The sequence below is a fragment of the Psychrosphaera algicola genome, from assembly GCF_028401425.1.
Lineage (GTDB): Bacteria > Pseudomonadota > Gammaproteobacteria > Enterobacterales > Alteromonadaceae > Psychrosphaera > Psychrosphaera algicola.
The window spans coordinates 4668174-4691517 of the sequence record NZ_JAQOMS010000002.1 but is presented as its reverse complement, the minus strand read 5'-3'; the positions used below and the strand labels follow the sequence as shown (position 1 = coordinate 4691517).

Genomic DNA, 23344 nt, shown 5'->3' with positions numbered 1-23344 from the left:
CAAGCTGTTCTTCACGCCAAACGGCTGAGTTATAAGGGTCAACATCTTCATCATTAGGAACCCCATCATTATCGATGTCGTCATCCATATAATCTGCAATGCCGTCGTTGTCGAAGTCTTTATCGCCTTCGCCATTTGTTGGATCAAATGGACTAGGATCCTCGTCGTTCATCACGCCATCGCCGTCAATATCCCCGTCACATAAGTCACCAATAGTGTCAAAATCAAAGTCAAACTGATCTGGGTTGCTCACTAACGGACAGTTATCTGAACCATCTAAGAAATTGTCACCGTCTGAATCTGGATTGAGTGGCAAAGTGCCTAATTCAATTTCAACAAGGTCACCTAAGCCATCACCGTCATCATCGGTATCTTTATTGTCACCAAGGCCGTCACCGTCGGTATCTAGGGATTCAGAATCATTTTTTGGCAATGCATCGTCTTCATTTAGGACGCCATCACCATCAATATCGTCGTCTGAATTGTCGCCAATACCGTCGCCATCTAGATCAGAATGCTCTGTCGGATCATTCGGGAATGCGTCCTGATCATCACTGACACCGTCGTTATCGTCATCATCATCGGTATTGTTACCCAAACCATCCTGGTCAGAATCTTCAAACTCACCATCAAAATATGGGAATGCATCGAGTTCGTTTTCAACACCGTCACCGTCAATATCATTATCTGAGTTATCGCCAATACCGTCGCCATCTGAATCGCGGTATTCACTGTCGTCATTTGGGAAGTCATCATTAATATCGAGAACACCGTCATTATCGTCATCGGTATCAAGTTCATCGGCAAGACCATCACCATCGCTGTCGATAAATATCGTGCTATGAATTGAATTATCTAAATCATTAGGATCTTGCTCTGCCGGCCAACCATCATTGTCCTGATCTTCAGCATTTTGACGATTGAAATCGAGTGGGAAATCATCCTCAGAATCAACAACGCCATCGTTGTCATCATCTGTATCTTCATTGTTACCAACACTGTCACCATCCGTGTCAAATTGCTCTAAACGATTGAATGGGAACGCGTCATTTGTATCGTCAACCCCATCATTGTCATCATCATCATCTGCATTATTGCCAACACCATCATTGTCATTGTCCGCACTTTCAGAAGCGTCATAAGGGAAAGCGTCATCAACATCTAACACCTGATCATTATCATCGTCTTTATCGCAGGCATCACCACGTGTATCACCATCAAAATTAGCTTGGCTTGGGTTTGCTACGAGAGGACAATTATCAATCATAGTGCCGTTTACGTCGAAGTTTGCGACACCATCATTATCAGAATCAAAACTAAAGTTTGGATCAGTCGGGAAGGCATCGGTACGGTCTATGACGCCGTCGTCGTCGGTATCAATGTCAAATGGATCTGTGCCGATAGAGTGTTCATAATCGTCAGTTAAGCCATCGTTATCGTCGTCTTTATCGGCATTATCACCTTTACCGTCATTATCAAAATCTAACGATTCCGCTGCATTAAATGGGAACTTATCGACGGTATCTAATACACCATCATTGTCATCATCGGTATCTTCACGATTACCAACACCATCAGAGTCAAAATCTTTCTGTTCAAGTGGATCTAGCGGGAACGCGTCGTCTGTATCTTTTACGCCGTCATTATCATCGTCTGAATCCGCAATATTGCCAATGCCATCGCCATCAGAGTCAGTGCTCTCGGTTGCATCTCTTGGGAATGCATCATTGGCATTTAAAACTGAGTCACCGTCAATATCAGTGTCAGTATTATCTCCAATACCATCGCTATCCAAATCAGAATATTCAGAGTTGTCTAACGGGAATGCATCATCAACGTCAACAACACCATCATTGTCATCATCTTCATCAATTGCGTCGCCAATACTATCCATATCGGTATCAACAAAAGCAGTACCTGGACTTGTATTATCAAGGTCGTCTGGATCTTGCTCCGATGGCCAGCCATCGTTATCTAAATCTTCTGCATTTTGAAGATCGGCATTTAATGGAAAATCATCATCAACATCTAACGTACCGTCATTATCATCATCGGTATCAGCTCGATTGCCAACGCCATCACCATCGCTATCTAAGAATTCCGTTGGATCATTTGGGAATGCATCTCTAATGTCGCCAACACCGTCGTTGTCGTCGTCTGGATCGGCATTGTCACCAATTCCGTCTAAATCAGCATCCGACGATTCAGTCGCGTTTAGCGGAAACACATCATTAACATCTAAGACTAAGTCACCGTCGTCGTCGTCGTCGGCATTGTTACCAATGCCGTCCATGTCGGTATCGGCATATTCTGAGCCGTCCAATGGAAATGCATCTTCTTCATCTCCAACGCCGTCATTGTCGTCATCTGGGTCAGAGAGTGCGCTGTTTTCACCTAAGCGATTATTATCACTATCTAAGAAATACGCGATATCTGGCAATCCATCTTTGTCGTTGTCTTTATCAGCAGAGGCATCATCCGGAAACGCATCCTCTGAATTTAAAACGCCGTCGTTATCTATATCTGGATTGGTTTGTGCAATTTGCACTTCAATAACCGTTCCGGCTTCAGCAAGGACAGTGGTATCGGACACATCACCCGTGGTGCTTGTCTCCGAGACAATAACCGCTTTTACTTGAGCAACGGTTCTATTTTCAGGATCATTAGGTATAGGTAATGTGGCTGGGTCTTGGTCTAGTACATCAAGCACCCCCGCGGAATAACCTGAGTTTTCGCCATCCGAACTGCCGTCGATAATGCCGTCGGATAAGTCATTTGCCAATGACGCCAAAACACTGTCTGGCGAAGTTTCCTCGCCGTCATTGGAGTTATTTAGGGCATTCATTTGATACACAACCGCTGTCAATGCTTCTACAGCACTGCGATATTTTGTTGTGGCAACTTGTTTAGACGTATCGTTTGTTGATTCATCTAATAAAGGTGGCGTTGAATAAATATCTACACTAGAGCCTGCACCAAATCCCAAGGTCGATTTCACTTGGTTGGCCGCAACTTTAAGATTGGTAAGGAGTTCTGCGTCACTCTCAGATTTAGCCAGCGCAATATTAACCGCCATAGTACTTAGTGGTGTTGCATACCAACCGTCGGCATCGTCGATCATTTGCTGAGTGATAACGGTTTTAACAATTGTAATAACCGGTTCTAAGCCAGTTGTAATATCTATTGTGTCGTCATCATCTGCGATGACTAATAAATATGGTGGCGTAGAAGAGCCTATTGTAATGCCGGTAATTTTTGCCTGTGCGTTGGTTTCACCTGTATCGACTAAAACCCCTGATAGTCATCTGCAGTATAGTCAATCTCGTAGAGACTGACTGTGGCAAATGCCATAGGTCCTTTAACACCGCCGCCTGAAACAGCTGATCTATTGCCATCATCTGGAAATGCATCGTCTTCATTTGCAACACTGTCACCATCGCGATCCGTGTCGGAATTATCGCCAACACCATCACCATCTAGGTCTGACTGCTCATTTTCATCCAATGGGAAAGCATCATCACCGTCAAGGACACCATCGTCATCATCGTCGGTATCGGCATTATTACCAATACCGTCACCGTCTGTATCTGTGCTTTCGGTATCATCATTTGGAAAATCATCTTCACTATCTAACGTACCGTCATTATCGTCATCGGTGTCACTATTATCACCAACACCATCACCGTCGTAATCGGCACTTTCAGTGTCATCAAATGGAAATGCATCGTCACCATCAAGTACACCGTCTTGATCATCATCAGTATCAGCATGATCTCCTATCCCATCACCGTCATGGTCATTATATTCGGTATCGTCATATGGAAATGCATCAACTGTATCTAAAAAGCCATCGTTGTCATCATCGGTGTCGCTATTATCACCAATGCCATCATTATCGTTATCGGTTGTTTCAGTACTATCAAGTGGAAAAGAATCATCACTGTCTAAAACACCATCGCCATCATCATCGTCGTCACAAACATTGCCCATGGAATCTGAGTCTGTATTTTCTTGATCTTCATTGCTCAGCAATGGGCAATTATCATTATCATCGGAAATTCCATCTGAATCCGAATCGAGACCAGTGCCTATTGTTCCCGGTGGTTCTCCTTTTCCAACTTTCACCTCATCATCTTTTCCTAAATCAAAACAACCAGATAGCGTGAGTGAAACCAATAATACTGATAACCCGATACGAAGTTTATTCATAATAACAACCATTTTTGACGTTAACGCTCAATCTAGAGCTTAGTTCATATTTAGTTGCTTACAAATTGACCATCGATTTAATTGAAATAAATTTGGACTAACAAACCGCTTTTATTAGTTAAAAAAATATAAAATTAGAATTTGCAATTTTGACTACGTTTAGCTAAAGGGCTTTAGCAAAGTAAGATTTACGCCTTGGTTAATTACTAGGCAAGTTTCTCGACTTAAGAGATACCTATGAAAATGCAATAAAAAAAGCAGTTCAGTTAATTAGCCTAAACGTCGTCAAAACCGAACTGTTTCTGTTTCCTACTAACCATTTCGATAGGTGTAGCTATATCCGTTAATTGCCGGAACACCACCTAAATGGACATAAAGGACTTTACTGCCAATTGGAAAATAATCTTTTTCACTAAGTCAATTAACCCTTGCATTGATTTTCCTTCATAAACAGGATCTGTGATCATCGCCTCAGTGCGTGCTGCAAGTCGCATAGCCTCGTTTGTTTCAGCGCTTGGGACGCCGTAAGCAGGATAGGCATAATCTGGATTAATGTGTATATCTTCATCTGTAATCGCCATTTTAAGTCCAATTAATTCAGCGGTATTATGGGCGATTTGTTTTACTTGTTCTCGGGTTTGCTCAACCGTGCCAGAAGCGTCAATGCCAATCACTTTTGACGCTCGACCATCCACTTTAAAGCCAACAATCATACCGGCTTGCGTCGAACCAGTAACGACACAGACCACGATATAATCAAACGTAAATCCTAATTCTTTTCCTGCTCCCTGACTTCCTCGGCAAACGCAACATAACCTAAACCTCCATATTTGTGTACAGAGCCACCAGCTGGGATTCCGTAGGGAATGCCTCCTTGATCACGTACAGACTGCATTGCATCTTCCCAACTGCTGCGAATGCCAATATCAAAACCTTCATCAACCATCTGACAGTCGGCTCCCATCAAACGTGTCATCAAAATATTACCGACTCGGTCATACACGGCATCGTCATGTGGCACCCAACTTTCCTGCACTAACTTACATTTCATGCCCAATTTAGCCGCAGTCGCCGCGACCATACGAGTATGATTAGATTGCACACCGCCAATTGAAACTAAAGTATCGGCCCCAGACTTAATAGCATCCGGTACGATATATTCTAATTTTCTTAATTTGTTGCCGCCCATTGCCAATCCCGAATTACAGTCTTCACGCTTAGCGTATATTTCCACTTTACCGCCTAACGTTTCGGTTAGCCTTGGAAGGTGTTCTATCGGCGTTTTGCCAAATGTAAGTGGGTATCGTTCAAAGTTTTCTAACATTTACAGTCTCCAATTCAATTTCTTACGTCGAAATAAAGACTACCAACATTGTAACGAAAGGTGCTTTCTAATGTTGTTAATTTATGTTCACATAAGACCTTAAAGCAAGGCAAAATGAAACAATAAACAACATTAAGAACCAAAAATGAAAGAATCAACCAAACCTGATTTAGATAAAATTGATAAAAAAATACTTAAATTACTGCAACAAGATGGGCGAATCTCAAATGCAGACCTTGCTGATAAGGTAAATGTTAGCGCTGCGACTTGTTATCGCCGAACTCAACGTTTAATTGATTTGAAGATAATTCAATCAGTTCGCGCTCAAATAGCACCAGAGGCTATAGAGTTAAGTGCATTAGTAATGGTCGGCGTTGTTTTAGACAGGTCAACACCTGAAAGCTTTTCAAACTTTGAAACGGCCATTAAAAAACTATCAATTGTCTTGTCATGTTATTTAGTGGCGGGTGAATTTGATTATTTGTTAAAAATACGGGCAAAAGACATGACCGACTTTAACAAATTGCATAGCGATAAGTTGTTAGCATTGCCTGAAGTGCGTCAACTTAGAACTTACTTCGTTATGAAAGAAGTCATCGAAAACGCACCGATGCCGCTTTGAAATAAACAATCAATAACAAGCTAAAATTCAAATTTTGGGCAAAAATTAGTGTTGCGGCAAGCCACTGTGGAATTTTAAATCAGTATCTGGTGAAATTATGAGTTCTGCTTCCCGTTCACCAAAAAAAGCGACACGGTCTGATAGGTTTTTACCGGCTATTTCTTCGGCTAAAGTGAGGTAGTCTTGGAAATGTCGAGCTTCTGACCTTAATAGTGACACGTAAAAATCCCCTAACCTTTTATCTACATGTGGCGCTAGTTTAGCAAAGCGTTCACAGGAGCGAGCCTCGATATATGCACCACAGATAAGTTTATCTATCAAGGTTTCAGGTTCATGGGTTTTAACGTGTTTTAACATTCCTTTCGCGTAGCGCCCCGGCGTAATATGTTTATACTCAACGCCATACTCATCCATCATCTCTAGTACCTGATAAAAGTGGTGAAGTTCTTCTTTAATCAATAACACCATTTTATCGACTAGATCTTGTCCATATTTTGAATCTGACCGGGGAATTACCGACTTTGTCAGGGTATTTTTTGCTGCCAATAAGCGCCAGTCACCTTCCCTTTTGTAAATAAGAGTTTCAAACGGCCTCAACCACTCTAATAGTGCATCACCACTATCTTTATCTACTGCATATTTACGTATTAAGAACATGGCAGACTGGGCCGCCTTCAACTCACATATTAGGTGGTCTATTAATACAACAGGTAGATTCTCTTTCTTTACCGCTTCAGCAATCCACTCAACTGGCGTCTCGCATTTCAGAAAACTCTTAATCGGCTTTAATAATTCTTCCAATTTTATATCTCTACATAAGCAATTGTTTTTAAACAATTGCTGAATATCCAACACTCTATTTAGGCAGCATTCTACCACAACTAAGCCTAATTTTTTAACTGGAATCAATAACTGCGAGCAAAAATAATGGGGAGCAGCGAAAGTAAGTAAGCTCTACAGCCTCAGAAGGGAAAATGAGATCTTGTACTCATTAGGCCGCTTCGGATGGCTAACACATCACCAAGTGACCAACCTACTATTTCCCTCTGCAAAATCATCTTCTGACTCAATCAGGAAAGTTTTGAAAAGGCTGACTTCTGAAGGTTATACCTACGAAAATAGCATCCTCAGAAGCCCAATATCGCAGTGCAAGAGCTATTCGCTAACGCGCAAAGGATTAAACCGAATTGCTGAGATCGATGGACTGAGAATTGCTATACGCAACAATTCAGTAACCAGACAACAGATGGATTCAAAGTACGAATATCACAGACTGGTCGCCAATCAAACTTTGATCGATCTGAGACACAATAGGAAAAATCTACTATTTACTCTTGACCTTTTTATTTCGGAACATGAAATCGGCACTATGAGAAAAGATTTTGCCGCGCATTTCGGCTGTGTCCCTGATGGTTTGGGAATTACAGGCGATACACTTGTAATGATTGAAGTTGAGAACAGTGTCCGTGGGCCTCTTCGCCACGGTTCTAAATTGACCCACTGGCTTGAATCCTACGCTGATCGGGTAAACCAAGAGAAGAAATTTTCAGGCCACTTTTTACCTCTTGGAATCGCTGGGCAATATGATGATGTCATTCAACTATTTGTTTGCACAAATCACAAAAACTTCAGGAGCATATGGCGCAAGGTTGAAAACGTCATGCGGCAGCATAGAATCTATTCTCACATTTTTTATCTGGTTGCTGACAGGCAATATTGGGTAAACCCGTTAAAACAAGCGATTTTCTTGGAACACAACGAACAATAAACTCTTTAATCAGTTTGTTAACATAACTACATGATTATTAGTAATAAAAAGATAAAAGATCACCAGTAGTCAATCTTAGTCACCTACCAAAAACTAGTCTTACCTAACAGCGCTTTAGCAAAGCTTAAACGGGTTGTAACATGGTTGATATTAAAAAGTTTCAATGTAAATTACCGAGTAGTGGTTACTTTTTGTACAGACTTCCAAGTTAATCGCCAGATAAATCAAGGAAAATATCATGAGATTAGATATAGCGGGACTATCAGCAGAAGAATTAGAAAAATGTAGAAGAATACTCGGGCAAGAAAAAGGCTATAAAGCTACAAAGACTAGGAAATTAAGAAGTGGTATGGAGTTTTTCGATGCTGTGTTCGTAATAGCCGTTTTAAAAATCACCCCATCTTTAATACGAGAATTGTCTAATTTTATTACAAAAATGCAAGAAGTAAAAAGTCTAAAATTTAAGATAATTAGCGATGATGAAAAAATCATATTTGAAGGAAAGGGAACGGAAGAAAAGATCAAATTTGCTATAGAGGAAATCAAGCGCAATTCAAAAGGAAAAGATGATGTTTAACTGGTTACTAGAAAAACTAGGTGCATCTCAAAGGTCATCAGTAACAGCGTCACAGCCCGACGCAAACGACAACTCAGAACAACTCGATATTTCAGATAAACACCAAGAGTTGATTTACACGTTCAAAGAGTTATTGAATAACGCTAAAGATGAAGCCTTAGAACATATATCAAACGATTACTACAAAGACCATATAACAGGACATAATGTTGGATATGATGAGCTTATGGCCGTTAATTACCTTGAAAGTATTGATTTGAAACCCACTGATGATGAAATCAAAAACATAGGAAGTTATACATCTAGACTCCTAAATGAACTTAAATTATTGACTAAGAAATATCAGTCAGTTGAGGAAGATCCCGATGGTTTTGGTATTGGAACTCTTCACTCTATACTAAAGAGTTTTAGTGAAGCTCTTAAAAAACATGACTTTGATGTGGAAGAGAACTTTGTAGCCGAATCTCTTAATATTGAAGGCGGTGGAGTTAAAACTGATTGGCATGACTGGGATAAAGTAACTTTAATGCTAAAAGATCAAATTCTTATAAGCTTAAAATATAATTTTCCTCTTTAGCGCTGGATGCAGGTCAACTTTATCTCTTTTATCTATCAGTTAAACTAAAAGAGACATTACTGAGCTTGATGATGACGGGATAATTTTGTTTACAAGGAGGTTTATAGAAATAAGGTCAATTTTAATTTACGCCTTGTTTAAATTTGACATACCTAGAATGCATGTAAAGGTGTTCCTACGATATTTAGCTGGTGTTAGTCATACACTTTCATTTATTCAGAGTTTTAAGCAGTTTGATAAAAGTATCAATTTAGAAAGTGAAATACCGTTTACACCTTTTTTATGACGCAAGAAAATTTATTCAATTTTGTAATGAAAGATAATAAAAGTTCAGATGAGGAGTTCGCCAATAATATTTATTTCAATCTTGTTGAGTCGTGGAAAAATTTAAAGGACACTATAAGTCACGAAGAAATCCTTTTCTTGAATGCTCAATTTCCAAGAGTAACTATTCCTGTCGCAGAAGTATTCGAGCGAGGGGCATCAATACTTTTCTACATGAATGTCAATAAAGTAACAGATGATTGGAAAATTGAGGGTAGTGATACCGATGTTATGTGTTTTAAGTTAAGTCGTGCCCCAAATGGGGAAAGGACTGACTTATGCGGTTGGAATGTAGGAGGCAGTGAGCAGTTAGCTACTTTTATAAGTAAAGTAAACGAAGCAGCTGTTGTTGCGCTCGGACAGGATGAATCAAACGTACTCGAAGAAGTGGAAAGGGAACTAACAGTTCTTTCGATGGTGTTGAGACCACCAGAACACGAACTTCAATTCGAAGAGGGAGAGCATTTATCAATCTTTGTCGAAGGATATCTATCTTTGCTCCTTTCGCAGCCCTGTATTACGATAATACTAGAAAATGGTGTGAAGTCTTCAATTTATCAATAACTAATGAGCCTTATATTAAATCCCCCAATCATTTGACTTTGAAACCTCTACAGGAACAATCATTGCTTCCCCCAAGTTTTCTGATGAAAAAATAGCTAACACATTATCATCACTACTATGAACTGCTGTGGAGGCCGATAAGATTTCTCAACAATTAGGCTGGGAAAAATACTTAGATGACCAAGCTAGCAAACAAGTGGTTCTGGCTTCATTGGCGAGCAACGAGTATATTCATATTGCCACTCATGGGCTATCTGAAAACGCAGAGTCAAATATTCTTGAAAGTTCTTTTGATAACCCAGCGAACTTTCTTATCAAAAACAAGAGCTTTTTAAATGGCTCTTCAATTGCACTAGCTGGATCTTCAGGAAATAGAAATGATATTCATCATTTGAGTGTTCAAGATTTATTGACAGCAGATAAAGTCAATGCCCAATTTGCTTTTTATCAATCTGTAAAGGTACACATGGTCAAGTTTATTCTGGCGAAATGCCATTTGGCATTGCTAGAGCACTAAGAGTTATAGGTGTAAAAGAAGTAATCTCTTCAATTTATCCACTGGATGATGAATACGCACTAGAATTTTCAACACTATTTTATCAGTTTATTCATATGGGAAGCACCTCATCTGAAGCCTTATCTGAAGTTCAAAAAGTGTTTATCAAAAAAGGAATTGGTTGGCATATATGGAGTGGTTACCAATTGTTAAACTGACTTTAGCTGTACAACTTTAGCTTTACTAACTCAGTATTGTGATAGTCGTTAGTCCATGTTTACACTTCAGATATTAAGCTAGTGCGTTGTCATGGACTTAACTCAATAGACCCAGTAACGTATTCTGTGCAACTGCGAGTTAGTTAATACGTCTTTCGGGACGATCTTCAAATTCAATAACAAATCGCAATTTTATCTATTGATAGCTTGTTAATCTTCTCCCGAAAAAATATTTTTTTAAGTGCCTCTTCGATTTGAGTTTTCGCTTCCGTAATAAGTACCGCATTAGTTAAAACATCCGACGCTTTTTTACCTTTAAATTTGTCACCTTCTAGAGGGATAAAAAGTTCACGCGAATCGGCTTCTTCAGATATGTCTACATCCTTTTTGATTTCTGTAATTGGCTCGTGTCTAGGTATCATTATTACTCTCTCAGACTGTAAACAAAGATAATGATATTGCTGACCACTTTTCTTAGTTTTAGAACGGTCAAACTTGAGATATTTAAACTCTAATTGCTTACCGTCAGGAATATGTACAGTAATCTTCTTACCATCACAAACAAGCTTATAGCCAACCTGCTGTAGCAATCTGTTGAACTTGGTGTAGTTTTTTCTAAATCGCTTCTCTTGTTCTAATAGAGCACTCAACTCACCTAAGTCATGATGAGCAATGACATCAAGCACAACTGCTGGAAGGGTAGTTGAATGATCACAACCTAATTCTTGACCCTCTACATTTTTATCGTATCCCAACCTTCCTCTTTTGTGCATCGTCCGTTTACAGATACATTTCCATATTTATCGGTGTTTTTTACAAATGTTAGGTTACTACCACATCGGCACTTAGCTAGACCACCGATAAAATAGTGATGTGGTTTTGAAGCCCTTTTAGTTCTCTCTTAAGGCATTTTGAACTTTATAGAATAATCCCTCCGATATAACTGGTTCGTAAACACCTGGAATATCTCCCCAAAACCCAATAACGGCCTTGTTTGCTAGCCATTTTTTGATGGTTCCACAGTTTACGATTTTAGACTTGTTTCCTTTGATTTTGAGTAAAAATTCATCCCTAAACCCGTCTCCAAAGATTTCAGGCCAATTTTTTGTTAGTCGCCTGTGAATTAGCCTTTGACCATCCCCCAATAAATACCATTCAAATATACTCTCAATAATCGATGCATACTCAGGAATTACTTTATATTCCTTGTCGAGCCAAAAAGGAGTTCTCATTTTCACAAACCCGCCTTCTTTGGCTATTTTTTTCCGTCTTTTCCAAGAATGCTTAATCCGCTCACTCAAAACCTTGGAGTAATTATAAGCTTGCTCAAATTTGCCAACTAAAGATGCTAATAGACCTTGGTCATTGTTTAACTTTTCAAGGTTGTATTCATTTCTGTCATCTAAAGTGACTATTGTTACACCTGCATCGACAATCTGTTTAAGAATATCGACCATATCCATTTTTTTAAGTCGCCCCAGACGATCTACTACTTCAAAAAGTATGTAATCTCCAGATACGATTTTTCGTCTTTTAATAGCCAGCAACAATCTCCCAAAAGCGTTATCTAGATACTCACCTTTGAAACCTGATAGACCGAGATCTTCAAAACTATGGCCGGATATTTCTACTTCCTGATGATCATCTTTCCACTCATGAATCGCTTCCATTTGCCTATCAAAAGAAGCTCCTGTAGCTTGCCTCTGAGAACTAAATCTAATGTATCTGTACGCTTATGCCACTATGCTTTATACCAACTTCTTATTTAATTTGTTTATTGTATACTTAAGCTCACAAATTAAGTGATCGATTAATATCACCTGCAAGTTTTCTTTTTTGGCCGCTTCATGCACCCATTCTTCAGGCGTTTCGCATTTTAAAAATTGTAAAATTGGGGCGACGAGATCAGATGACAAAATTATTTCTCAGAATGTGGTTTATAGGGCTGGCATTTTAACATAGTAATTTTGCTAAGTAATAGTGAACAGCTTTGTTCTTTAATGGCTTAAGAACAATTGCTTTGCCTTAATCTTACTCGCGCAATTTAACTTGCCATATATGACTGGTACTGAACTCAACCTGATCGCAGCTAAATAACCCCATTTGAAAAGACATATTGCAACTATACGGTTTACGCCCTCTAAACTCATAAATAGTGTGTTCAGTGCCTATACTTAGGTCAAACTCGACGTATGTTTGATCTAACAAATAAAATATTTTATTTTCGCGTAACTGCCAGTGCCGCCAACCGGTAATAGGGAAGTCGGGAATAAGGGCTGATTCAACATTGGTTTTTAAATTCAGCTCGTATAATCCTTCACGATTAAACTTTGTTAAATAAATCTTATTGCCTGCCTCTTGAACACTATAGCCCCCTTTGTAGTCAGTTGTTTAACTTCACCACTTTGCACCATAGGTATTGCCATATATTCCATTGTCCATCAACCTCTGCACTAAACAAAATACTTCGATCTGCAAATGTTACATGATGAACTCGGTTAAACTGCTCTGCAATCGCCTGCCAGTTGTTATCTACAACTGAATATACATAAAGCCCACCATTAATACTCGCAACTAACTGCTCATCATTTTGTGACCAAGCCATCGCACTGATAAACTCTATTTTCTTATGAAATGCAGCAACATAGGCGACTTCACCATCCGCCTTGATATAAACCTGTTCTTGCCCCGTGCGGTCCGACTTGAATGCTAACAAATTTGACTTATTACCATAAATTGGTGACAAACTGACGCCTCTACTGGTTGTTAAAGGTGTTAGGGTTTTACCTGAGTCAGAATACTGGAAAATATTAATTGTTAATTGGCTGCGTTCAGTTAACACAGAATTGTTATCTTGCCCAAGTGCAAGTCGTCCGTATTGGTCGCTTTGCTCCGTCACATTTAAGTTAAGGTTGTCAGGGGTAAATTCATATAAACCATCAGCATTTGATGCCAATAACTGCTTGTTTGTCCGCCAGACTAAACCATACACACTATTGATAAATGGCTTAGTCGCGATAACCTTAGTTATTACTAATATCTACTAACTTAATTTTATCATCTGCTTCGCCACTATACTCTACAACGGCCAACACTTTACTGTTTGGAGATAGAGCAAAAACATAGTCGCCAACAGTATTGCCTTGCTGTAAAGGATGGGTGATTTGTCGCTTTCTTCCCGTATCTAACTGATAACTGTAAATAGCGTAAGGATCAGCAACGCTCGGCCGATATTGATAAAACAATTGATTAAATTTTTGATCAAACTCTAATTGTGTAACGGTACCTTTGCCACAATCCATTATGTGTTCATTTTGTAAAGTAGCCGGAACAATTTTGACAATTTCGCAATTCCGCTGTTGTAAATTATTTAACCTAGATGCAAAGATTGCCCCGTCATTACCTTGGATCACGTCGGTATAATAATATTCATCGTCGGTTACCCTCTGCGCTTCTTTGCCTTTGTTTTTCTTATAAATTTGAGCATAGGCGTTAGGATCTTTACGATATAAAAACAATGCCGTTTCAGAACTTGAATCGTAGTCAGGGTTAAATGAGCTACCCATTGAGGTGGTTACAGGTTGCCATCCTTCTACACCTAATCGGTTGGAATGTTTAGGTTGAGCAAAATATTGGAGATACACCACAACGATTAAAATTAACACTGCCGTTAACCAAGCCCCAAAATAGTTAATGTTAACAGGACTTGTAATTGCTTGATTTACTGAGGCATGTGCTTCTTTTTGCGGAGTTTGTCGTGGTGTTGGTGATGTCAACGCTGAAGTTACTGTCAATTCCGTTACTGTTTCTGGCATGGTGCCACTATCCGTTTTGGAATAATCAGTTTTGGAATTATCCGCAATCATTGCCGGTAAAACCGTAAATTTGTATCCAACTTTACTGATGGTTTTAATCCACTGCGGCTTTGATGGGTCGTCTTCAATTAGTTTACGCAATTCACCCACGGCTCGATTTACCGCAGCATCGCTTACGATCCGTCCATCCCATACATGGGTTAATAGCTCTTCTCTAGAAATGGCTTCTTGCGGGTGTTGGCAAAAATACACTAAAAGTGCAAAAACACGGGGTTCACAATTAAGTAACTTTGCATTTTTTGATAACGTTACTTGAGCTGTGTCAACAACTACCCCACCAAATTCATAATTCAATTAAAGCCCCACTGCCTGCAATCATTATCATTTCATTATTAAACCATTGTCATCTGTTTATTGTGTTAAATCAAGGCACTGTCACAATTACATTGATGGCTGAATGGAGCCGATTTCTGTCAAAATTAAGTAAGGATAGTTATGCGTACAATTTATTGTGTTCTGCTCGTTTTGTTTTCTTTATCTGCTTGCTCAGAAATAACCAAAAATAAAGATGCACCGTCAATTATTGACGCTCAAATTGACGAACAAATTGACGAACAAGCAGAAACCAACAATACAACTGAAAATTTATCTATTCCCGATAATCGATTCTCAAGCACCTATCAGATTCTAATTTTTGGTAATAGCCACATTGTTGGATTAGACACATTAATAGGACAATTAATGCGTACTGCCAATCCCGACGCGCATATAAAAGTCGTTAATGGCGGTGGAGGCTTTTTAGACAATAAATCGAGTCTGGAACATAGGACAAGTTTAATTGCCAGCGAAAACTGGACTCATCTTATTTTACAGGGTCAAAAGTACTCCCAATCTGGCACCCATAAATACTCAACGACCGCCACCGAATTATGGGTTGCAACAGCAAAGGAACAAAAGATCACCCCTATTCTATTTCCTGAACACCCACAAAAAGGCAACAGAGAAGAGGGCCGCAGAGTTCATCAAATTCATTCTGAAATTGCAAAACGCCAAAAAACTTGTGTTGCCCCTGTGGGACTAACTTGGGATAAAGCAATAATTATTGAACCCCAACTTAAATTACACAACCGGGACGGCAATCATGCTTCATTGATAGGAAAATTACTGACTGCATATGTCTTTTATGAATCGATTACTAGCGAACCCGCTGACTTACTTCCCTATATTGCAGAAATCGATGTGGAAGAAACGGTACAGCAGGCATTAAAACAATACGCTTCAGAAATCATTTTACTTAACCCGCCCTGTGTTTTTGACTAAAAAGAATGGACCTTAAACAGTTATTTCTTGCACTCGGCCAATCTAGCAATTTTTTGGCCGACGTTTCCAAAAACCGACTTCTTTCTTCCTCTGTTGATTCAGCGTCCCTACTTGTATTTTAAGCAATCAATTTGACGTATTTTAGGTCATAAAACCACAGCAAAAAATATGTTTGCCATTTGGCTAATTAATCAGAACACACTAAGCTGTACAAAAATCAATCACAAATTTTAGGTTATTCAGCGACCTAGAAAATAATAATCGAATATTTTTTACAAATAATTTTGATTTCAAAAATTTAGAAAAAAGTGACTGCAGAATTATGTACACTATTTTGAAGATACAACTCCTTTGTTTATTAGTAAGTTAGCGATATTAATAGAATTAATACTCTATATTAGAGTAATTGCGGTAATAACTATTTAGTATAACTCGAACATTTTTTAAACAATTCTAATCTTGACTCAAATTCTATTTTTGCCCATAACATAGACATGTTGCGCAGCTTATGTGCAGTTTGTGTTTAATAGCCAATAAGGAAAAGAATTATGATATTAAACCATTTGTGGGGGCTTTATGCGCACCCAGTCGAAGAGTGGCACACAATTGATAATCGCCACGAAAGTTTTAAGTATTCAATGTCACATATCATGATCATCGCAATGATACCGGCAATCTGTGCTTATTATTCAGTAACAACAATGGGTTGGAGTGTTGGCGTTGGTGAACCCCTTAGAATGTCTCCCGAATCGGCATTAATGTTATGTGTCGGAATGTATTTTTCACTAATAGCTGGCGTCTTTTTACTTGGATATTTAGCTCACTGGATGGCTCATACTTTTGGGTCAAAACCGACATATACCCAAACCCTTGAACTTGCTGCTTACACCGCTACACCATTATTTATGGCCGGTTTTGCTGCTCTTTTCCCAGTGGTTTGGTTTGTTATGTTAGTGGGTTTAGGTGCACTCGCCTATTCAATTTACTTGCTCTACGCCGGTGTGCCAATTTTAATGCACATCCCAGAGGAACGAGGGTTTATTTATGCTAGCTCAGTTGTTACATGCGGACTCATTTTGCTCGTATGTATTATGACTGCGTTTGCTATGTTTTGGAGTTCAGGCTACGCACCTGCGTTTAGCCACTAAATAATAAAAATTACAATCAACAATAAAAAGGCCAGTTAATTAACTGGCCTTTTTTATGATCTATTGGTTGGTTCATCCAAACACTGCTTTACCCTTGCAAATGCATATTTACCGGAGAAAAATAGCGTCAAAATTTAGAGTTTACGCCATAGGTTGTGCCACCTGGACCATCTTCTAAAATAACCCCAAGTTCATTTAGTTTATCTCGTGCTTCATCTGCTGCAGCCCAATCTTTTTCAACACGTGCTGTATTTCTGCGTGTTATCCAAGATTCGATTTCAGCAACGTCGTCATCGTTTTGCTCACCTTGTAGAAACGCTTCTGGTGGGTTTTGAACCATACCCAGTACCTTTCCTAGATTTACTAATAAACCAGCGGTATCTGCTGCCAAATTGTCACCGCTCGTTGCATCAGCTTCTTTTTCTTTATTAAGTTGTTTTGCCAATTCAAACAAAACAGCTAACGCTTCTGGGGTATTAAAGTCATCGTCCATCGCTGTGCGGAACTTATCAACGAATACATTATTAGTCATTTCAACGTCTAAGTTTGGCGTAACACCGCGTAACGAAGTATATAGACGTTCTAAACTTGAGCGGGCTTGTGTTAAGTTGTCGCTGCTGTAGTTAAGCTGGCTGCGGTAATGACCAGACAACAAGAAATAACGAATCGACTCAGCATCATATTGCTTTAACACTTCACGAACGGTAAAAAAATTGTCTAATGATTTAGACATTTTTTCGTTATTCACTTGAACCATGCCTGAGTGCAACCAATAATTTACATACGGTGTATCAAATGCACAGCATGACTGGGCAATTTCGTTTTCATGGTGTGGAAATGTAAGGTCTGAACCACCGCCGTGAATATCAAAATGTGTACCTAAGTGCTTTGAGTTCATTGCAGAACATTCGATATGCCAACTATGGTCGGCCTTCGCCCCACGGCGAATCCCATTTAGGTTCGCCAGGCTTGGCTAATTTCCACAATACAAAATCAAGTGGGTCACGTTTGCTCGATTCGACGTCTACACGAGAACCAGCAACCAGTTGGTCTAGGTCTTGACGACCAAGCTGTCCGTATTTTTCATAGGTACTAACTTCAAATAATACATCACCGTTACCGGCAACATAGGCATGATTTTTATCGATAAGACGTTGGATAACATCAATAATTTCAGGCATGTGCGTGGTAACACGCGGTTCAATATCAGCAGGTAACATACCTAATGCGTCAAAGTCTTCATGCATCATGGCAATCGTACGGTTGGTTAACTCATCGCACGTTTCGTTATTTTTTGCCGCACGTTGGATAATTTTATCATCAACATCTGTGATGTTTCTGACGTATGTCACGTCGTAGTTTAAAAACGAAAATAACGTTGCATAACGTCAAATGCGACATACGTTCTGCCGTGACCCATGTGTAATAGGTCATAAACCGTAATACCACACACGTACATGCCGACTTTGCTAGTAACCAAAGGCTTAAATTCTTCTTTCTGTCGACTTAATGTGTTGTAAATGCGTAACATCTGACTTCCTAAATTTGATTAACGACTTTCTTCGCGGCGCATTTTAGCAAACCGCGAACAATTTTCATTGATTATTACAGTAAATATAACAATTGATCTAATCCGCCAGTTTTAACACTGACATCAGCTTTTTCTCTCACTAATGGTTTTGCATGAAACGCGACGCCTAAATTGGCAGCCGCCATCATGACCAAATCATTCGCACCATCGCCCATTGCGATCGTTTGTGACATTGGAATGTTGTATTCAACAGCGAGTTCATTAACGGTATCCGCTTTTGCCTGTGCGTCGACGATGTCACCAAGGACATTACCCGTTAATTTTCCATCAACCATTTCGAGTTGATTAGCTACGGTTTTATCTAAACCAAGTTGTTGCTTTAACACTTCGGTCATGTAGGTAAAACCGCCCGATGCGATAACCACTTTCCAACCATTATGTTTTAACTCTGATACTAAGTTTTCAAGACCCGGCATTAACGGCAAGTTTTTCGCTACATCATCTACAACGCTGACCGGAGCATCGGTTAATGTTTTAACTCGAGCTCGTAAACTCTCTGCAAAATCAAGTTCGCCGCGCATCGCTTGTTCAGTCACTTTTGCGACTTCTTCACCAACGCCTGCCAATATAGCAATTTCATCAATACATTCTATTTGGATAGCAGTTGAGTCCATATCCATGACAATTAGACTATAGGTGCCGACAATGTTGGTCCGTTTGAAACAACACAAACTTCTACCGATTGCGATTCTGCCCAACGACTTAAATTTAGGCGATTGTCTGAAGTTAAAGGAGTCGACAAATACAACGCAATGGCACCGGGTAATTCATCCGTGGGTTTAATAAACTGATGGGTGACCACAGATGTAATTTCGCTCGTTAGATCACCACTCCCACACAACTCGTCCAAATAACTCACTAATGCTTGATAATGAGACCAATTAATCTCACCAAATAAAACACATTTCGTTCGGGTTTTAACAACGTTTTCAGACGACTCAAATGTTGCGACGTTATGATCAAATTTTACAGAGAATAATGAATCAACACCAATAAAATCAACCGCTTCAAAAAGCGACTTTGTATCCATTTTAATGCTCTCTTTTAAGCCATTCTGTAACATTTTTGCTCCAACGTTATAAGTACTAGGTTTTATATATCTTGCTAGAATATAACAAAGCAGATTGCTTTTTAACGAATAAATGCGCAGAATTTAAAAAAGCTTAGATGTAAATGCGCTAATTAATGAGTAAAAAGTAACCTACATAAAAACGTCATCGATAAACCGAAAGTTTTCACAACTTATTGCGGCTATCGTTTTGCTCATTGTCACCTTAAATATTTGGGCGAGCATTAATTTTAATGGCCAAACGTTAATCAATGAAAATGCGCAGGTTTTGGCTGACAACATTTTAGTCCAATCTTCACATAGTGCTGCTCATTACATCGAAAATAACGATATCGAAGCGCTTAATACCGTGACCGAGTCAGTTTTAAAATCCAAGTATATTGTTGAAATGGTTGTTTACGATAATCGCGGTGTCGTTTTAAGTCGCAGTGAAAACGCATTAAGTACCAAAGACCGATTTTTGAATCCACTAAATGACAAATTAGCCAATATGTCCCCAAAACCTTATGTCACCGATGTCACTAATGAACTCGGTGAACTTATTGGGTTTGTGCGTATTACCGTGATGTCAAAAGCACTACAACAGGACGCCACTCTTTTTGTCCATACAATTAGTAAAACAACACTTTTAATGGCCTTGTTAGCAGGGATGATTGGTTATTTATTAACAATCGGATTGCGACCATTTTCTGCCAATTCATATATTGTTCGCGATACGCCGGATTAGGCAATCTGACAATGTTAAGTTGTTGTTATTTTGTCAGGGGTAATTTAAATAATTCAATTGTTGTTTGACGAGTTACGTCAACGACGTGTGTGACCTCTAGTGCCTTTATTTCTGAAATCGACTGTACGACATGTAATATCTTATCGGGCTCGTTACGACTCCTGAATCCATTTATTGGCATATCTGGACTGTCAGTTTCAATAACAATATCTTCAAGCATAATTTCTTTGAGCACTTTCAGCGTTTTTGTTGCCCGCGGATAAGTTATTGTGCCGCCAATACCCAACTTAAAACCCAGTTCTATGTATTTCAGGCTATCTTGTAAACTGCCACTAAAAGCATGGATAACGCCCCCAAATTTCGGTTTACAGATTTTAAATGCTGAGAAAATATGATGGTGAGACTGCCGGTGATGAACGATTAAGGGCAATTGTAATTGATTGGCTATTTTAATATGTTGAATAAAAATGTCGATTTGCTTCTCAATACCCACGATAGTGCTATCGACCCCACATTCCCCTATTGCAATGCAATCCCGTTGCTTAGCAAGCTGACATAGTAGGTCTAAATCAGTTTCATCAAACTCATTTATGTAATACGGATGACAACCCAATGCAAAGTGAAAACCTTCGGTCCGTCGGCACAAGTCAATCTGACGTTGCCAATGGCGACGAGTTACCCCGGAATAATAAAGTCAGTAACCCCAACAAGTGCAGCACGTTCTAATACCGCGTCTCGGTCTTGATCAAATCGGCTAAAATCTAAATGACAATGGCTGTCTATCAACAATGTGTCCTTTTTGAAGGAGGTTCTTGTTTAAACTCAATATCATTGAGTTATGGAGCAAGTCTCGATATGGTCCAATTATTGTCGATTTTTTGGTAGAAGATCCTATCGTGTAAACGATGTTCGCCACCTTGCCAAAATTCCACTTTGGTTGGCACTATTCGAAATCCCCCCAAAAAGTTGGCGCTGAGATATCACCGGTTTTAAACTTATTTTTCATTTGCTCAAACGTACTCATCAATACATCACGAGACTTAACCGGATGAGACTGGTGTGATGCCCATGCAGCAAGTTGGCTCGCTTTAGGTCGAGAAAGAAAATAGCTCATGTCTTGCTTTAAGCTCAATCTTTGTGCTTCGCCATAAACAATGACCTGTCGTTCTAAACTATGCCAAGGAAAATGCAAACAAACTTTAGAATTTTGCTTTATTTCCTGCGCTTTACGACTGCCCAAATTGGTGAAAAAGACAAACCCATCTTGGTCTGATTGCTTTAACAATACAATACGTTGCGACGGTTGCCCTGCCTCATCGACTGTGGCAACAACCATAGCCGTTGGGTCATTTAACCCTGCGCTAATGACTTGCTGTAACCAAACTTCAAACTGAGCCATTGGATCTGGCAATACGTCATTTTCATTCAGGTTATCTAGGCAATACTCACGTCTTAAACTACTTAAATCCATATCTACACCATTGTTAAAGACAGTTCGTCGATTTACCGCTAGTATAATTATCAATGTCTTCATTGTTAACGGTTTTATTATGGAATTTGAAATAAACAACAAACGCCCGACCAAGCAAGGCCAAAATATCTTTATCGCCCCTCTGCCGACGTTATTGGTGATGTCCATATGGGTACTGGTGTCAGCATCTGGTTTCATGCTGTTTTGCGAGCTGATTCCGACTCAATCCACATTGGCGACAACACCAATATTCAAGATGGTTGCATTGTACATGTCGATGAGGGACACCCTGTAAATGTTGGACACTCTGTTACCGTCGGCCACAAAGCCATGTTACATGGTTGTACTATAGGTGATAGAAGCTTAATTGGTATTGGCGCCATAATCTTAAATGGCGCGAACATTGGTAAAAACTGCATAATTGGTGCAGGCGCGTTAATTACCGAAAACACACAAATCGCAGACAATTCACTGGTCGTGGGTAGTCCTAGTAAAGTAATCAAAAGCGTATCGGACCAACAAGTTGAGTTATTGAAAGCCTCAGCCCATCACTATGCAGTAGCCGGTGAAGATTATAATCAAAATTTAAAACCATGCTGATAAAAGTAAATCGCCTTTAAATGAAATAGCCGTCTGCAGTTCTTAGAAAAGCCTGCATGCAAGACAGATAAGGGCGCTACAGAGCAATAAATTTACGCAAATATCGCCACAACCTGTCGAGAATACGCTAGGACCCTGCCATCTGGGGCCCAAAACGTTGACTCTTCATGACCATAGCCATCTTCAATGTGGCGGGCTTCATTTACACTCGCAATCCATTCTTCACCATTTAAATCATCGATTGGTGCAATAAATTCAACATCCCAACTCATGGTGCTTGCCGGAGCTGGGATCCGTTTCATTTGATACATCGTTGGTGGCCATGCATCCATTACTGCAATTAAGCACGCATATGTCATTTGAGCCGGTGGGTGTTTTAATTTGGACCATCCGTGTAACACAGGGTCATCGGATTTACCTAGGGATAAACTGCCCTTCTCCACCGCGAGTTCAAAATGTTGTATAAACTTAGGAACAAGCTTTGGAATTTGAGGTAGGAAGTTACCTTTTTGGGAACCGTTAAGGCGTGTTTAGTTGTATCGGGTTTATGCAATATTGATCCACGACTGATACCAAAACAGATCTGAGCCATGACACAAACTCGGTCGTTTTGTAAAACTGAGGCCACTATCTGAGTCACATTCTTGCCGGTTCTTAATATTTCTGCCGTGACTTTCAGTGGCTCACCACAGGTGACCGGACCAATAAAATTACAATGAAACGAACGCGGTGTGCGTTGGTCTACAATAAGATTTTGTGCCGCTTGAAAACAAACAGCAGCGGATATCCCACCAAATGCAGTACGACCTTGGCCCCATAGGTGACGGGAATGGTTAATTCATAGCTGTCCTGCTTTTCGGACATTTTGTTTAGTATTGATTCGATTGACATAAGGCAACTGGTAAGATGAGCAAGGTAAGACCA

At 39.6% G+C, this 23344-nt stretch carries 24 protein-coding genes and 4 pseudogenes; 11 read left to right on the top strand and 17 right to left on the bottom strand.

All coding sequences use genetic code 11. The features are described from left to right. From PN838_RS25795 to PN838_RS25775, 4 genes are all read right to left on the bottom strand, one after another. On the bottom strand, positions 1 to 3121 hold a 3121-nt coding region (locus PN838_RS25795), incomplete at its 3' end, for a thrombospondin type 3 repeat-containing protein (protein ID WP_272182469.1). A gap of 164 nt (positions 3122 to 3285) precedes the next feature. Then, positions 3286 to 4209, bottom strand: coding sequence for a thrombospondin type 3 repeat-containing protein (locus PN838_RS26835; RefSeq protein WP_334313458.1), 924 nt, complete (start codon positions 4207 to 4209; stop codon positions 3286 to 3288). 362 nt (positions 4210 to 4571) lie between these two features. Continuing rightward, positions 4572 to 4958: a pyridoxal-phosphate dependent enzyme gene (locus PN838_RS25780; RefSeq protein ID WP_272182468.1), complete on the bottom strand. Its 387-nt coding sequence runs from the start codon at positions 4956 to 4958 to the stop codon at positions 4572 to 4574. A 20-nt stretch (positions 4959 to 4978) separates the two neighbouring features. Further along, positions 4979 to 5533, bottom strand: coding sequence for a pyridoxal-phosphate dependent enzyme (locus PN838_RS25775; RefSeq protein ID WP_272182467.1), 555 nt, complete (start codon positions 5531 to 5533; stop codon positions 4979 to 4981). Positions 5534 to 5678: 145 nt separating this feature from the next. On the opposite strand from PN838_RS25775, the gene PN838_RS25770 reads away from it, so the two are divergent. Then, the gene (locus PN838_RS25770) at positions 5679 to 6155 is read left to right on the top strand and encodes an Lrp/AsnC family transcriptional regulator (RefSeq protein WP_272182466.1); all 477 of its coding nucleotides are present in this window, start codon (positions 5679 to 5681) and stop codon (positions 6153 to 6155) included. A gap of 45 nt (positions 6156 to 6200) precedes the next feature. Here PN838_RS25770 and miaE (PN838_RS25765) read toward each other — a convergent pair whose 3' ends face one another. After that, positions 6201 to 6956 carry a tRNA isopentenyl-2-thiomethyl-A-37 hydroxylase MiaE gene (gene miaE / locus PN838_RS25765; RefSeq protein WP_370661076.1) on the bottom strand — a complete coding sequence of 252 codons (756 nt, stop codon included), beginning with the start codon at positions 6954 to 6956 and terminating at the stop codon, positions 6201 to 6203. Between the two features lie 181 nt (positions 6957 to 7137). On the opposite strand from miaE (PN838_RS25765), the gene PN838_RS25760 reads away from it, so the two are divergent. The 6 genes from PN838_RS25760 (at position 7138) to PN838_RS25735 (ending at position 10679) form a co-directional block, all read left to right on the top strand. Further along, the gene (locus tag PN838_RS25760; RefSeq protein ID WP_272182465.1) at positions 7138 to 7923 is read left to right on the top strand and encodes a replication-relaxation family protein; all 786 of its coding nucleotides are present in this window, start codon (positions 7138 to 7140) and stop codon (positions 7921 to 7923) included. Between the two features lie 238 nt (positions 7924 to 8161). Beyond that, positions 8162 to 8500, top strand: a complete 339-nt coding sequence (locus PN838_RS25755; RefSeq protein WP_272182464.1) for a hypothetical protein — start codon at positions 8162 to 8164, stop codon at positions 8498 to 8500. Then, a complete protein-coding gene (locus tag PN838_RS25750) occupies positions 8493 to 9077 on the top strand; it encodes a hypothetical protein (protein WP_272182463.1) in 585 nt (194 codons plus the stop codon). Before PN838_RS25755 ends, PN838_RS25750 begins: the two co-directional genes overlap by 8 nt. Before the next feature lie 282 nt (positions 9078 to 9359). Then, positions 9360 to 9965, top strand: coding sequence for a hypothetical protein (locus PN838_RS25745; protein WP_272182462.1), 606 nt, complete (start codon positions 9360 to 9362; stop codon positions 9963 to 9965). 127 nt (positions 9966 to 10092) lie between these two features. Beyond that, entirely contained in the window at positions 10093 to 10482 is a 390-nt protein-coding gene (locus PN838_RS25740; protein ID WP_272182461.1) for a hypothetical protein, read from the top strand. Continuing rightward, positions 10455 to 10679, top strand: a complete 225-nt coding sequence (locus PN838_RS25735; RefSeq protein WP_272182460.1) for a CHAT domain-containing protein — start codon at positions 10455 to 10457, stop codon at positions 10677 to 10679. The genes PN838_RS25740 and PN838_RS25735 overlap by 28 nt, the downstream gene beginning before the upstream one ends. Before the next feature lie 173 nt (positions 10680 to 10852). Here PN838_RS25735 and PN838_RS25730 read toward each other — a convergent pair whose 3' ends face one another. From PN838_RS25730 to PN838_RS25710, 5 genes and pseudogenes are all read right to left on the bottom strand, one after another. After that, positions 10853 to 11434 (bottom strand): hypothetical protein, encoded by a 582-nt coding sequence (locus PN838_RS25730; protein ID WP_272182459.1) that lies wholly within the window; start codon positions 11432 to 11434, stop codon positions 10853 to 10855. A gap of 135 nt (positions 11435 to 11569) precedes the next feature. Further along, entirely contained in the window at positions 11570 to 12400 is an 831-nt protein-coding gene (locus PN838_RS25725) for a recombinase family protein (RefSeq protein ID WP_272182713.1), read from the bottom strand. Between the two features lie 63 nt (positions 12401 to 12463). Next, a pseudogene (gene miaE, locus PN838_RS25720) lies at positions 12464 to 12598 on the bottom strand (tRNA isopentenyl-2-thiomethyl-A-37 hydroxylase MiaE); the annotation flags it as partial. Positions 12599 to 13062: 464 nt separating this feature from the next. After that, positions 13063 to 13671, bottom strand: a complete 609-nt coding sequence (locus PN838_RS25715; RefSeq protein ID WP_272182458.1) for a TolB family protein — start codon at positions 13669 to 13671, stop codon at positions 13063 to 13065. Between the two features lie 31 nt (positions 13672 to 13702). Beyond that, positions 13703 to 14848: a winged helix-turn-helix domain-containing protein gene (locus tag PN838_RS25710; protein ID WP_272182457.1), complete on the bottom strand. Its 1146-nt coding sequence runs from the start codon at positions 14846 to 14848 to the stop codon at positions 13703 to 13705. Between the two features lie 141 nt (positions 14849 to 14989). Here PN838_RS25710 and PN838_RS25705 point away from each other — a divergent pair, with 141 nt between their 5' ends. After that, positions 14990 to 15814: a hypothetical protein gene (locus tag PN838_RS25705; protein ID WP_272182456.1), complete on the top strand. Its 825-nt coding sequence runs from the start codon at positions 14990 to 14992 to the stop codon at positions 15812 to 15814. A gap of 548 nt (positions 15815 to 16362) precedes the next feature. Continuing rightward, the gene (locus tag PN838_RS25700; RefSeq protein WP_215964857.1) at positions 16363 to 16962 is read left to right on the top strand and encodes a Yip1 family protein; all 600 of its coding nucleotides are present in this window, start codon (positions 16363 to 16365) and stop codon (positions 16960 to 16962) included. Between the two features lie 127 nt (positions 16963 to 17089). On the opposite strand, the pseudogene cysS reads toward PN838_RS25700, so the two are convergent. From cysS to PN838_RS27795, 3 genes and pseudogenes are all read right to left on the bottom strand, one after another. Continuing rightward, positions 17090 to 18493 (bottom strand): annotated as a pseudogene (gene cysS / locus PN838_RS25695) (cysteine--tRNA ligase). A 74-nt stretch (positions 18494 to 18567) separates the two neighbouring features. Beyond that, entirely contained in the window at positions 18568 to 19167 is a 600-nt protein-coding gene (serB, locus tag PN838_RS25690) for a phosphoserine phosphatase SerB (protein ID WP_370661075.1), read from the bottom strand. Between the two features lie 11 nt (positions 19168 to 19178). Then, on the bottom strand, positions 19179 to 19616 hold the full coding sequence (locus tag PN838_RS27795) for a hypothetical protein (protein WP_370661074.1): 438 nt from the start codon (positions 19614 to 19616) through the stop codon (positions 19179 to 19181). 142 nt (positions 19617 to 19758) lie between these two features. Between PN838_RS27795 and PN838_RS25685 the strand changes: the two genes are divergently transcribed. Next, positions 19759 to 20349 (top strand): AhpA/YtjB family protein, encoded by a 591-nt coding sequence (locus tag PN838_RS25685; RefSeq protein WP_334313564.1) that lies wholly within the window; start codon positions 19759 to 19761, stop codon positions 20347 to 20349. A gap of 25 nt (positions 20350 to 20374) precedes the next feature. On the opposite strand, the pseudogene PN838_RS25680 reads toward PN838_RS25685, so the two are convergent. Together PN838_RS25680 and pdxH are read right to left on the bottom strand one after the other, a co-directional pair. Beyond that, positions 20375 to 21135, bottom strand: a pseudogene (locus tag PN838_RS25680) (TatD family hydrolase). 50 nt (positions 21136 to 21185) lie between these two features. Beyond that, positions 21186 to 21820, bottom strand: a pseudogene (gene pdxH, locus PN838_RS25675) (pyridoxamine 5'-phosphate oxidase). 168 nt (positions 21821 to 21988) lie between these two features. On the opposite strand from pdxH, the gene PN838_RS25670 reads away from it, so the two are divergent. Continuing rightward, a complete protein-coding gene (locus PN838_RS25670) occupies positions 21989 to 22420 on the top strand; it encodes a gamma carbonic anhydrase family protein (RefSeq protein ID WP_272182455.1) in 432 nt (143 codons plus the stop codon). 92 nt (positions 22421 to 22512) lie between these two features. Here the strand turns inward: PN838_RS25670 and PN838_RS25665 are convergent, their stop codons facing one another. Together PN838_RS25665 and PN838_RS27790 are read right to left on the bottom strand one after the other, a co-directional pair. Continuing rightward, positions 22513 to 22908, bottom strand: a complete 396-nt coding sequence (locus PN838_RS25665; protein ID WP_272182711.1) for a thioesterase family protein — start codon at positions 22906 to 22908, stop codon at positions 22513 to 22515. Continuing rightward, entirely contained in the window at positions 22839 to 23258 is a 420-nt protein-coding gene (locus tag PN838_RS27790) for an acyl-CoA thioesterase (RefSeq protein WP_370661138.1), read from the bottom strand. The genes PN838_RS25665 and PN838_RS27790 overlap by 70 nt, the downstream gene beginning before the upstream one ends. Positions 23259 to 23344 lie beyond the last annotated feature (86 nt).